9 protein-coding genes and 1 pseudogene are annotated in these 12,856 nt (G+C 58.0%); all 10 read left to right on the plus strand.

The features are described from left to right. The first annotated feature begins 199 nt into the window (after positions 1-199). A complete protein-coding gene (locus AC1DWF_RS25395; RefSeq protein ID WP_476783478.1) occupies positions 200-460 on the plus strand; it encodes a helix-turn-helix domain-containing protein in 261 nt (86 codons plus the stop codon). A gap of 167 nt (positions 461-627) precedes the next feature. Continuing rightward, positions 628-2,058, plus strand: a complete 1,431-nt coding sequence (locus AC1DWF_RS25400; RefSeq protein WP_476783479.1) for an MT-A70 family methyltransferase — start codon at positions 628-630, stop codon at positions 2,056-2,058. Then, complete coding sequence (locus AC1DWF_RS25405; protein WP_476783480.1) at positions 2,058-2,621, plus strand: hypothetical protein; 564 nt, start codon at positions 2,058-2,060, stop codon at positions 2,619-2,621. The genes AC1DWF_RS25400 and AC1DWF_RS25405 overlap by 1 nt, the downstream gene beginning before the upstream one ends. A 300-nt stretch (positions 2,622-2,921) precedes the next feature. Continuing rightward, the gene (locus AC1DWF_RS25410; RefSeq protein ID WP_476783481.1) at positions 2,922-4,349 is read left to right on the plus strand and encodes a primase-helicase family protein; all 1,428 of its coding nucleotides are present in this window, start codon (positions 2,922-2,924) and stop codon (positions 4,347-4,349) included. A gap of 265 nt (positions 4,350-4,614) precedes the next feature. Continuing rightward, positions 4,615-4,793: pseudogene (locus tag AC1DWF_RS25415) on the plus strand (IS21 family transposase); the annotation flags it as partial. 262 nt (positions 4,794-5,055) lie between these two features. Continuing rightward, positions 5,056-8,472, plus strand: coding sequence for a type I restriction-modification system endonuclease (hsdR, locus tag AC1DWF_RS25420; protein ID WP_476787704.1), 3,417 nt, complete (start codon positions 5,056-5,058; stop codon positions 8,470-8,472). A gap of 35 nt (positions 8,473-8,507) precedes the next feature. Then, positions 8,508-9,941, plus strand: coding sequence for an HsdM family class I SAM-dependent methyltransferase (locus AC1DWF_RS25425; RefSeq protein WP_476842185.1), 1,434 nt, complete (start codon positions 8,508-8,510; stop codon positions 9,939-9,941). Beyond that, positions 9,938-10,630: a RipA family octameric membrane protein gene (locus AC1DWF_RS25430; RefSeq protein WP_476804236.1), complete on the plus strand. Its 693-nt coding sequence runs from the start codon at positions 9,938-9,940 to the stop codon at positions 10,628-10,630. The genes AC1DWF_RS25425 and AC1DWF_RS25430 overlap by 4 nt, the downstream gene beginning before the upstream one ends. Then, the gene (locus tag AC1DWF_RS25435) at positions 10,627-11,550 is read left to right on the plus strand and encodes a GIY-YIG nuclease family protein (protein WP_476786624.1); all 924 of its coding nucleotides are present in this window, start codon (positions 10,627-10,629) and stop codon (positions 11,548-11,550) included. Before AC1DWF_RS25430 ends, AC1DWF_RS25435 begins: the two co-directional genes overlap by 4 nt. Continuing rightward, positions 11,547-12,856, plus strand: a 1,310-nt coding sequence (locus tag AC1DWF_RS25440) for a restriction endonuclease subunit S (RefSeq protein WP_476842186.1), incomplete at its 3' end; no start/stop codon positions are given. The genes AC1DWF_RS25435 and AC1DWF_RS25440, both read left to right, overlap by 4 nt.

Below are 12,856 nucleotides of genomic sequence, written 5' to 3' on the forward strand. Positions count from 1 at the left end.
CCCTAGTAGGAAGGTTCCGGGCGTCAAACACCTGTTGGAAATCTATCGCAACAAGAAAGCTGTCGTCGAACAGCGCTGGCCTGATTTCAAGGCGTTCGTGCTAGCCGAATAATCGCATCGAATTTTTCGGCACTTGGTGTCGTTTACACGCGTGAAATCGCGTCTATTGGTCGTGTTGGCTCATTCAAGGTGAGACAACATGGCCACGCTGTCCAACAACCCAGCCACTTTCTCGCCCGGCCCGGCAGCCTTGCGACACCCGCTTGCCACCGATGTCCCTGGGGCGGTTCGCTACACCGGTCAAAGCCGCGCTCAGCTCTACAAGCACATGCGCGCCGGCCTGCTTCCGGCCTACAAGAGCGGCTCGCGCACGATCATCTTTTACGACGACCTTGACCGCTACATGCGCGCGCTCCCGCGTGCGAAGTTCACGCCCGTCGTCGCCGACATTCCCGCGTGAAAGGAGGATCGGAACGTGGGCCAGCTCGATACGAATTTCGAACATGTCCCCTCCGACTCCTACGTGATGCCGCCACGCGCGCTGTCAGCCAGGCGCTCGACGCGCCAAAGGCTGTGGTGCCGAGTTTTAGTCCTTAAATCGGCAAATAATCGGGAGGGATGTCTACGATGACCGCCACCATCTGGCGCAACTCCTTCAAAATGCATCCGGCGACCGACCTGTTTCCCTCACTTGAGGCGGATGCTTTCGCTGAGCTTGTCGACGACATCAAGTCGAACGGTATCCTCGTTCCGATTGTGACGTGGCGAGACGAGGACGGCCAGATCTGGCTCATCGATGGACGAAATCGGCTCAATGCTCTCGAGCAACTCGGCCTCCTTTGTGTCGACGAGGCCGGTCGCCTGTGTATGCCGGCAGACGAACGGACCTGGGAGACCGATCCTGATCCCACGGCACTTGCAGTCAGTCTTAACCTTCAACGCCGCCACCTTACAGGCGAGCAGAAACGCGTCCTTGTGGCGAAGTTGCTGCAGACGCGCCCGGAGAAGAGCAACCGGCAGATAGCGGCGCAGGTTAAGGTTGACGACAAGACGGTTGGTTCGGTCCGACGCGATATGGAGGGACGTGCGGAAATTCCGCACGTCGCCGCCAGAACGGATAACCGCGGTCGCAGCCAGCCGGCACACAAGTCGAAACAGCCATCGCTTCCGAGGAAGAACTCCGGCTTGGCAGCGCGGATCGTGACGAAGTTTGGCGAGGGGACCGAGGTGTCGGTCCGCACGATCGCCTCGAAGGTGTTCGACAACGTAGCCCCCACCTATGTTGCAACCCTCATGGAGAAGCTGTCGGCCGAGCGGGTCAATGCTTATCGCGCCGAAAAAGTCTCGGGCTATGGCAATGACGCCATCTGGCGCGTGGCAACGGCCGAGAGGGCGCTTGTCCTGCCTGTAGAACCCACCAAGTCGGAACGGCGAGCCGAGCGTGAGCGGATGCTGGCCGGGCGCATCCTGGCACTTCCCGACAAGAAATACGGCGTGATTCTGGCCGACCCCGAGTGGCGATGGGAGCCGTGGTCGCGCGAGACCGGCATGGATCGTGCAGCTGACAATCACTACTCGACGTCGCCCACCGAGGTGATCGCGGCGCGCGACGTACCTTCCATCGCCGCGGCCGACTGCGTGGTGTTCATTTGGGCGACCGTACCGATGCTGGAGGACGCCCTCCACGTCATGGCGCGGTGGGGCTTTCAATATCGGACCCACCTGATCTGGGACAAAGAACTCGGTGGGACCGGATATTGGTTCATCAACCAGCACGAGATTCTGCTGGTCGGCACGAAAGGGAAACCCGTCGCACCGGCGCAAGGGACCCAAGTGCGATCGATACTTCGCGAAAAAAGGGGTGAGCATTCGGCCAAGCCGGAAGCGGTTGCGGAGATGATCGAGCGGCTCTGGCCGAACGTCCCAAAGATTGAGCTAAACCGGCGCGGCCCCGCACGTCCCGGCTGGGATGCTTGGGGCGACGAAGCGTTGCTATCAGAGAATCCATTCCCCCTCGTCAATGCTAACGGGCCGACCTTCGCGCGTGAGGAAGGCTGATGACCATGGACCGGCATAGCGACTTCCCGCGAATTCCAAAGGACGCTTATGCGACCCCGGCCGAAGCACTGCCGCCCCAATTGCGTTTTCTCGTTCCTGCCACGCGCTTCGTCGAACCGACGGCCGGAGATGGGGCGTTGGCCCGTCATCTGGAGGCCTATGGTCATATCTGTGTAACGGCTTACGATATTGCACCTCGACATTCGTCGATCATCAAGCGTGACGCGCTGACCTTGAGCGCGAGGGAAGCCCGCGGCGCCGACTGCCCAATTTGCAACTTGCCCTGGTCCTGGCCGGCGTTCCGGCAGCTAATCGAACACCTGCTGACCCTGGATCTTCCTATCTGGCTCCTCCGCGACACCGCCTGGCTCTTCAATCTCCGGTCCGCCGCGTTGCTCGATCGCTGTGTGCTCGTGCAACCGACGCGAAGGCTGCGCCGGATTCCTGGCACGCGTGATGCCGCCAAGGACGATCGCGCCTGGCAGTTGTTCATTTCCAGTCACCGTGGTGGGCTGAGGTTACTTCCACGTATTGCTCAACCGGCGCGCAAGAGGGCCGCATGATCTACGAACTGGATCTCGGCGAGATAAGTGCGTCAACCACAATGGTAGGCGAGCCTACGGCCGATATCGATAGAGCCGTTCTGCTACTGCGTTTTGCCAGGAATGCCCTGAACGAAGCCGCGCTGTGCTTGGATGACGGCGGATATGAATGCGGTGAGCTCTATCGTCTATACAGCGCACCGCTGCCCTGTTCGCTGAATGGCAGGGCCGTCACGGACCTCCCAAGTCAGAAGCTGTCCCGGACTACGTCGCCCGCTTCGCGGCCGAATATCGCCGCGTCCATGGTAGGAGCTACTAGCGATGAAGCACGAATTCAGAGATCAATCGAAGTTGCCACCGAGTAAGCTGGAGAGCGCGCCAGGGGTGAGCCGCGAGGATTTCTTTGCCTACATGCCTCAGCACCGCTTCATTTTCATCCCGACCCGCGAATTGTGGCCGGCAAGCAGCGTGAACGCGCGAATTCCGCCGATACCGCTCGAATACAGTGACGGCTCGCCGAAGTTCAACGAAAAGGGCGAGCAGATCATTTTGAGCGCATCCGCCTGGCTCGACCAGTACCGCCCGGTCGAGCAGCTCTCGTGGTACCCAGGCGAGCCTATGTTGATACGCGACCGCCTCATCGCCGAGGGAGGCTTCATCGAGCGCACTGGCTCAACCATCTTCAACCTCTACCGTCCTCCGATCTTGTTACAAGGCGACCCGACAGCAGCCGGACCCTGGCTGAAACACGTGCAAACGGTCTATCCCGACGACGCCCCCCACATCGTTCGCTGGCTGGCACATCGGGTGAAGAAGCCGGCCGAGAAGATCAACCATGCGTTGCTACTTGGCGGCGCACCTGGCATCGGCAAAGACACGCTGCTTGCTCCGGTGGCCCGCGCTGTTGGCGTCTGGAATTTTGTGGAGGTGTCGCCGGTTCAGCTTCTCGGCCGATTCAACGGCTTCACCAAGTCGGTAATCTTGCGCATTAACGAAGCGCGCGACCTCGGCGAGACCAACCGCTATGCTTTCTATGAACACCTGAAACCTTTAACTGCTTCCCCGCCGGATGTTTTGCGCTGCGATGAAAAAAATATTCGCGAGCACACTGTGCCGAACGTAACTGGTGTCATCATCACGTCGAACTACCTTACCGATGGCGTTTATTTGCCAGCTGATGACCGCCGGCACTATGTCGCTTGGTCACCCCTCGAGGAGGGTGACCTCGAGCCGTCCTATTTCGACCGGCTTTACCAGTGGTACGAAAAAGAGAACGGCTACGCCCATGTAGCCGCGTTGCTAGCAGCCTTCGACCTTGAGGGCTTCAATCCAAAAGCCCCTCCGACCAAAACCGCAGCCTTCTGGGAGATCGTCGAGGCGGAGCGTGGGAGCGAAGAGAACGAGCTCGGGGACGCAATCGACAAACTCAGCAAGGCGTTAGAAACGGAGCCCGACGTCCTAACCCCCGCGGATGCCATTACGCTTTCGGACCTGAAGGACGCGGCTATGAGCGCCTCTCTTACGAGTTGGCTCGAAGACCCGAAAAACCGACGGCAGATACCCAAACGGCTAGAGAAGGTCGGCTACCTGCGCGTTCCCAATCCCGACGCCTCGGACGGCAAATGGAAGATCCACGGTCGGCGGCAGCCGATTTACGGCCACCGAAGCCTGACCACAACAGCGCGAGTTGACGCCGCTAGGGAGCGCGTCCAAGGGAACATGAGGTGGTCACCGAAATCGCTGAAGTAACAGGTCCCAACTCGCACTTTTATACACAGCGCGACAAATCGCCGAATTGTCGAACCAGTGACTTCAGCGACTTCAGAAACCGCCGAAGGCGAGAAATCATTTGCGTCGAACGGGGCTGAGCGCGGAAGTGGCGATAGCGACAGTAGCCGCTCCGGGGCCGGGAGTGGTCTGTCCGCTTTTCGATTGCTGTTGGCGACAAGCTGTCATTGAGCATCGGGTCTGGAGGCATCGTGACGAGATTAAGATTTTCTGCCGGACGAGGATTAGGCAGGCCGCAAGAACCGTCAAGCAGTTACACGCTGATCTGATCAGCGTTGGCCATGAGTACTCATACAATCGGGTGGCGGCCTTTGCCCGGGATAGGAGATCTGATCGGCAAGGGAGTTGCAGACTTCCGGCCGTGGGACCTTCGTTCCCTTGGTGTTTGAGCTCGGCGAAGCGTTCACGTCACTGTTCCATTCCATCGTCAAGGCGAAATTTCTTACGGCCCTTCTCAATGCTCAACGGCGCGTTTCCAACTGCGGCAGTGAGCCCGACCAGGAGACGGTGCGCCGCGTCCTGAGCACCTTCCGAAACACGTTGCATAGTTTTGAATGTGACGCCGATCAGCTTTGCCTAGTATCGACAACCATCAAACCTATGCGTTTTTCCRTATTCATAAACCATCGTCGGGTCGAACGCTGGCGGATGCACACGGCGAAAAGCTATGGTGAAAATCCCTGACCCGCTATATTCAGTAATCATGGTCGGGGGTGATTCAAATTTTGCATTTCTTCAGATGCTTGAGCCACAGGTTTTTCGCCTAGGGGTGCTTGCAGAGCGCTACTTCGTAGAAGACCCGAACACTTGCCAGATCAAGCTGCGCCAGCTTTCAGAACTCACTGCACAGCTAACTGCGTCACGTTTTGGCCTCGTCATCGAGCTGTCTGACAATTTCGCCGACATCCTTCGCCGTTTGAAGTTCGAATGTAGTCTTCCGCGTGAAGTTGGTGAGCTATTTCACTCATTGCGCATCGCTGGGAATCAGGCCGCACATGGCGGTGCAGATGACCATGCCAGCGCGCTAACTGGGCTCAAACTGGCTCGCCAGCTAGCCATTTGGTACTCCCGCACGTTCCACAACCCAGCTGACAAATTTGGACCGTTCGTACCGCCTGCTCGGCCAGCCGATGCCCATGCTGCGGTTGTTGAAGAATTGAATCGCCTCAAGGCGGAGCTTGCTGCGACCCAGTCAGAAGCTGAACGCCTCAAATCTGAGGCATTGGCCGCCGAAGTAGAAAGGCGAACGGCAGTGGATCAATCAGCTGCAGAACGGCAGGAACGAGCAATTTGGGAGTCACTGGCCGAGGAGGTTGAGAAGGGCCGTCTTGCACTTGCTGAGCAGCTCAAAGCTGCTCTTGAAGCCTCCCACAGCATTGATACGCCTGCGCCCGAGATCGTGGCCGAGTTGGCCAGGGACGCCGCTGACCAGATCAACCTTGACGAGGCTGATACAAGGCAGCTGATTGATCAGCAGCTGCGAGAAGCCGGTTGGGAGGCTAATACTCAAGTCCTTCGTTACTCGAATGGGAGCCGTCCGGTTAAAGGACGCAATCGTGCGATTGCCGAATGGCCCACTATGACCGGTCCAGCCGACTACGCCCTTTTCTGCGGCATGACGCTTGTGGGAACAATCGAAGCGAAGCGGCGCAACCGCAACGTGATGGCAGTGCTGAGACAAGCAGAGCGCTATGCTTCGGACATCCATATGCAGGAGGCCCAATTTGCAGAGGACGGCCCTTGGTACGACTTCAAGGCACCGTTTGCCTTTTCGACCAATGGTCGCCCCCATCTAAAGCAAGTTGAGGCCCTTTCCGGAATTTGGCGTCGAGATTTGCGCGATCCTAACAATCCTGCCGAGGTCCTTGCAGGCTGGCCCTCGCCACGCGGTATCCTGGAGAGACTGTCGGTCAACAAAGAGCAGGCGCAGAAGGAACTTGTCGCCCAACCGTTCGACTTTGGCTTTCCTCTTCGTCATTATCAACGGGAAGCCATTGAGGCTGTCGAAAGCGGTTTGGCGGAAAATCGGCGCGCAATGCTGGTGGCGATGGCCACCGGAACCGGCAAAACCAAGCTGGCCATTGCGATGCTCTACCGCCTCATTTCCGCCAAACGATTCCGGCGCGTTTGCTTCGTAGTCGATAGGAGCGCGCTCGGACGACAGACCAAGGACGAATTCACTACAACCAAGGTGGTGAACGGCAAGGCGTTCACTGACATTTTTGGTCTGAGGGGCCTGGCCGATGTAACACCCGATGAGGATACGCGGGTTCACATCTGCACAATTCAGGGCTTGGTCCGGCGCGTCCTCTATTCAGAGAGCGCGGAAGATGCGCCGCCGATCGATCAGTACGATCTCATGGTAGTCGATGAATGTCATCGGGGTTATCTGCTGGACCGCGAAATGTCGGACGGGGATCTCAGCTTTCGCGATCAATCCGACTACATCTCCAAATATCGCCGTGTTTTGGAGCATTTTGATGCGGTTAAGATAGGCCTAACGGCAACCCCTGCGCTTCATACAACCGACATTTTCGGCAAGCCCGTCTTCTCCTACTCGTACCGCGAAGCCGTGATCGACGGCTTCCTCACCGATCACGAGCCGCCAATCCGGATTGTCACCAAGTTGTCCGAAGCCGGAATTCACTTCGTTCGGGAAGAAGCCGTCGATTTCATCCACCCGCCGACCGGCCAAGTTGAAACCGTCACCCTTGCCGATCAAGTCGACTTCGAGGTCGAGCAGTTCAACAAGGGGGTGGTGACGGTTCGCTTCAACCGCGCTGTCGCTGAAGAATTGGTCAAATACATTGATCCTGGTGACCCCGATAAAACGCTGATTTTTGCAGCTTCAAAGGCCCACGCAGATATCCTCGTCAAAGAACTGCGCGACGCGTTCCGCAATGCCTATGGTCCGATGAAGGATGAAACCGTCCAGCGGCTGACGGGCGATGTCGACAAGATCGAGAGTTTGATCCTTTCATTCCGCAACGATCCACTGCCGAAGGTGGCCGTCACGGTCGACCTGCTCACAACCGGTGTTGATGTCCCGAAGATCACCAACATCGTCTTTATGCGCCGGGTGAACAGCCGCATTCTCTATGAGCAGATGCTGGGCCGCGCGACACGCCTATGTCTAGAGATCGACAAGGAGACTTTTCGCATCTTCGATGCGGTCGATCTCTACGCCCACCTCCAAGATATGACCGATATGAAGCCGGTGGCGGCGGACCCAAAATTCACCCTGACCAAGCTCTTCGAAGAGCTGGCCGGTCGCGGTGATGCGGAACACAAAAGCCGCATCCGCGAGCAGATCATTGTCCGCTTCCGCCGTCGCCTGAAGAAACTGACGCCCGAAATGCGTGCAAGATTTGAAAGGGAAGCTGGCGAAACGCCCGACGCCAGCTTGGACCGTTTCGTCCAGGGCGATCCCGTCGACCTCTCCAAATGGGCGGCCGAGCGACCAAACCTGGGTCCGATCCTCGATTTGACAAATGAGGATGGTACCCCGCGATACGTGCCAATTTCCGAACATGATGACGAGGTGACCAGCGTTACGCGCGGCTATGGAACCGCTGACAAGCCAGAGGATTTCCTCGACAAGTTTACGCAGTTTGTCCGCGAAAACGTCAACCGGAACGCCGCACTGCGCATTGTCGTCCAGCGCCCGCAAGAACTAACGCGCGAAGAGCTGCGGCAACTCCGGCTCGAACTCGACGCGGAAGGCTTCACGGACAGCAAGATCAAACGGGCCTGGGCCGATGCCAAGAATCAGGATATCGCCGCTTCGATCATGGGATACATACGCCAGGCCGCGATTGGTGACCCCCTCATTCCCTATGCGGATCGTGTTCGGCACGCTGTCGAAGCCATTCTGCGCAAGCGCGACTGGACCGATGTCCAGCGTAAATGGATCGAGCGCATTGGCCGCCAGCTCGAACTTGAAATTGTCGTCGATCGCGCAGCGTTCGATGCCGAACCTTTTGCGTCRCTTGGCGGCTGGCCACGGATCGACCGAGTCTTTAATGGCGAACTGGAACAGGTTGTTCGCGACATCAATGAGAGCATTTGGAAAGAGGTGGGATAGTGAACGGACCAAGGGCGCGTGAGACCGTTCAAAAGTTGTGGAACGCCAGCAAGAGCCTGCAGGGCGGCGGAGTCAGCTATTATGAATATGTCACAGAACTGACCTACCTCCTGCTTCTCAAGATGCTCGAAGAAGTATCGCGCGATGGCAAAAAGCTCGAAGAGCGACTGCCCGCTGATTGTCGCTGGGGCGCGCTCAAGAAGCTGGAAGGCGAAGCTCGACTGGTCCGCTATCGCGCCTTGCTGCTCGAACTTGGCACGCGGGCTGACATCAATTTTCCGCTGGTCAAACAGGTGTTCACCGATGCCAAAACATCGCTGACCAAGGCCACTGCGCTCACTTCGCTCATCACGACCATCGATAATGTCGATTGGTATGCGGCAGAAGAGGATGGCCTGGGCGACCTCTATGAAGGCCTGCTCGAACGCACAACGTCTGAACGCAAGTCGAAGGCCGGACAGTATTTCACACCGCGCCCCTTGATCGACACCATCATCGGACTGGTCCAGCCCAAGGCTGGCGAGACTATCCAAGACCCGGCAGCGGGAACCGGTGGCTTCCTGATTTCGGCGCACCGCGCGATCTTGCGCGATACGGATGAGTTGACCAAGATCAGCCCGGCCATGGGGTATTTCCAACGCAACAACGCCTACCAAGGCGCTGAGTTGATCACCGGCACGCATCGCCTCAATACGATGAATCTGCTGCTGCACGGTATCGATCAGCCCATCGACTGTATCGACGCGCTGACTTCAGATGCTGAGAAATTCGACAAAGCAGACCTAATCCTCACCAATCCGCCGTTCAACAAGTTTCCGGAACGCGTGACCCGCAGCGATTTCGTCATCACTGCCGGGGCCGCCAAAGGCCCACTCCCGTTTGTTGAACATGTCGTGCGCGGCCTGAAGGTCGGTGGTCGCGCCGCCATTGTGATTCCGGACAATGTGCTGTTCGAAGACAATATGGGTCGCGACCTGCGAAACTGGCTGATGGACCTTTGCGATCTGCACACCATACTCCGCCTGCCAACGGGCATTTTCTATGCCCAAGGCGTAAAGACCAACGTCATGTTCCTCACCAAGAAATCCGAGGAGCGCATCGGCGCTAGCAAACAGGTCTGGTTCTATGACCTGCGGGCGCAGATGCCCAACTTTGGCAAGACCAGGACGCTGACGGCGGATGATTTTGCGCCCTTCGTCAAGGCTTATGGCTCTGACCCTCTGGGCACCGCAAAGCGCACGGACGAAGGCGACGCTGGACGATTCCGCGTGTTCACGCGCGAGGACATCGCCAAGCGCAATGATAACCTCGACATATCTTGGCTTCGCGAGGACGAAGAAGTTGTCGAGGAAGGCTTGACCGAACCCGATGATATTGCCGCTGCCATCCTTGGCCACCTGCGCGCCGCACTGGAGGAAATCGAAGCGGTCGCAGATGAGCTTGCCGAAACCGAAGAGGTCGAGGCGTGAACGAGCCACCGGAATCCCTGCCGATGCGGTATTTTGAGGCTATCGGCACCAGCGATAAGGCCAAGCTCAAGACTGCGCTGGCGGCTGCGCATGATATCCGAAAATTCGAAATTGAGCTCTATTGGAAACGTGCGACCTATTTCTGGTTATTGCAGGCAGCCATTTTCACTGCTTTGGGCTTCATGTGGCATGGGAAAGACGCGGAGGCGGCGGGACTCGTCCCTCTTGGTTTGACCAGCCTGGGTTTCCTTACAGCAATAGCCTCATGGTTTGCAGCCGAAGGCTCAAAGTTCTGGCAAGAAAATTGGGAACGGCACATCGACATCCTTGAGGATAATCAAGGTATTCTCTTGCATAAAACTGTCTGGGTCGGGCGCGACGGCGTCCGGTGGTCGGTGTCTGGCACCAATGGTTGGTTGAACATCTTCTTTTCGGTCTTCTGGTTTGGGCTCTTCGTCAGCCAAGTCATAATTTCGGCTGAGTGGGGTAAGTTCGGATTCGCACGCACGCCGAGCAGCGCGCTCGACTGGAATGCAGTCAAGGCCACCGTGATTGTTCTTTTCACAATTATTGGATTACTGGCTCTCTGGAGTCGTGGCTCGCGGCTAGAGGGCAAGAGGGTCTGGCCAAGGCTAATTGTATTGAAGAAGACAAACCTTCGTATCGTGCGGCGGAGTGTCGAGCCATGACCCCTGAAACCTTTGGCCGTACCATCCAGCTTTTCCTGGTAGATGGCACGCCCACCGGGCTGCGCAAAGCAACGATCCACGGCTGGACCGGCCTGACCTTCGTCGCCACTGGCACCACCTTCGCGGCGCTTACGGCCCGGCCCGAGTTGGACCGGACTGGCATCTACATTCTCTCCGGCCCGGATGCCGAGGCGGTGGGGGGCACCCGCGCCTATATCGGGTCGGCCAACAGCGTGCGCGAACGGATCAAGCAGAGCGCCGCTCAGCGTGAGTTCTGGGAGACGGCGATTGCCGTCACCACCAGCGATGATGATCTGTCCAAGGGGCATGTCGAATATCTGGAAGCGCGGCTTATCCAGATGGCGACACAGGCCAACCGCGCCACGCTGGATAACGGCACCAGCCCCGTCGGGCAGCGCCGCCGCTTGCCGGAAGCAGATCAGGCGAACATGGAACAATTCCTCGCTAATCTGAAAATCATTCTGCCCGTGGTCGGGCTTGATTTTCTCAAGCCCCAACCGCGCGCGGTGACTCAGACCGCCACCCCGGTGGCGCTGCGTACAAGCGGCGAGATCACTTTTGAAATCCGCCACAAGTCCGGCGTGCAGGCGCAGGCCGTGGAAGAAGATGGTGAATTTATCGTGCTGGAAGGATCGCAGGCGCTGAAGGACACCGGCTACGTCCAGCAGAGTTATGGCGCCTTGAAAGAGAACTTGGTCATACAAGGCGTACTGCAACCCGGCGTCGATGGCCGGTATACCTTTGTCAAACCCTACAGCTTCTCCAGCCCCTCTGCCGCCGCCGCCGTGGTGCTGGACCGCAACAGCAATGGCGTGTCCGAATGGAAGGTGAAGGGCGAGAAGCGGACCTATAATGACGTAAAGCAGGCGCGGATTGCTGCCGATGGGGTGGGTGCATGAGCGAAGTGCCAGGCAGTTGGATTGAGCCTCCAATCAGCGAGGTTGCAGAAGTGAACCCGCGCAAGGATGTCGATCTATCGACATCCGACCTGGTATCGTTCGTGCCAATGGCAGCGGTTGACGAGGTGTCCGGAACGATCCTGTCGCCTGTAGATCGGCCTTATGGCGAGGTTTCGAAGGGCTTCACCCATTTCCGCGATAACGATGTGATCTTCGCCAAAATCACGCCTTCGATGGAAAACGGGAAATCAGCGGTTGCGCGAGCGCTCACGAACAGGACAGGCATGGGGTCCACTGAATTTCATGTATTCCGAAGCAATGGGGCTATCGAGCCGGATTATCTCTGGCGCTTTGTCCGGCAAAAGTCTTTTCGTGAAAATGCCCAGGCCGTGATGTCCGGAGCGGTAGGCCAGCAACGTGTTCCTGCTGACTACCTCAAGGATCATCTGATCCCTCTTCCACCACTCCCCGAACAGCTGCGGATGGTGGCGAAGGTGGAAGCGCTGACCACGCGCACCGCTCGCGCCCGCAAAGAGCTTGACCGCATCCCCACCCTCATCGCCCGCTACAAACAACGCCTTCTCGCGCTGGCCTTTTCGGGGGAATTGACGGCAGGGTGGAGGGCCGATCACGGGCACAGAGAGCCTGTGCCCACAACAGTCGAGGACCTTTCGGAAGGGCTTCGCTATGGCACTGCCAAAAAAAGTTACGCCGAACCGAATGGCGTAGCCGTTCTTAGAATCCCCAACGTCGCTTCAGGGCGGATCAGCCTCGACGATCTGAAATATTCGGATCTTGATCCCAAAGAGTTTTCAAAACTTCGCCTCAACGAAGGCGATATTCTCGTGGTGCGGTCGAACGGAAGCGTTGATCTGGTTGGACGGCCCGCCCTCGTAACGGGTGATGCAATTGGCCTTGCCTATGCAGGATACCTTATTCGCATCCGTCCGAGGCATGACGTTGTCATGCCGAAGTTTCTTACCCTGATGCTCGAAGCACCTGCAATCAGGAGCATAATTGAATCGGGAGCGCGCTCGACGAGCGGCGTAAACAATGTGAATGCCACTGAACTTGGCGCATTGACCATCCCGCTGTTTGATATTCAAGAACAAGCTCAAATCGTCCGCCGCATCGAGTCCGCCTTTGGCTGGCTCGACCGCATGGCTGCCGACCATGCCGCCGCCGCTCGACTCCTCCCAAGACTCGATGCCGCCATCCTCGCCAAAGCCTTCCGCGGCGAACTCGTCCCCCAGGACCCGAACGACGAACCCGCCAGCGTGCTGCTGGAGCGGATTAAGGCAGAGCG

This window comes from Aminobacter sp. P4_D5 (genome assembly GCF_056401815.1).

What these genes read in the sequence shown, in the direction of transcription:
- AC1DWF_RS25395 (WP_476783478.1), top strand. Translation starts at nt 200, where the DNA reads ATGGCCACGCTGTCCAACAACCCAGCCACTTTCTCGCCCGGCCCGGCA.
- AC1DWF_RS25400 (WP_476783479.1), top strand. Translation starts at nt 628, where the DNA reads ATGACCGCCACCATCTGGCGCAACTCCTTCAAAATGCATCCGGCGACC.
- AC1DWF_RS25405 (WP_476783480.1), top strand. Translation starts at nt 2,058, where the DNA reads ATGACCATGGACCGGCATAGCGACTTCCCGCGAATTCCAAAGGACGCT.
- AC1DWF_RS25410 (WP_476783481.1), top strand. Translation starts at nt 2,922, where the DNA reads ATGAAGCACGAATTCAGAGATCAATCGAAGTTGCCACCGAGTAAGCTG.
- AC1DWF_RS25435 (WP_476786624.1), top strand. Translation starts at nt 10,627, where the DNA reads ATGACCCCTGAAACCTTTGGCCGTACCATCCAGCTTTTCCTGGTAGAT.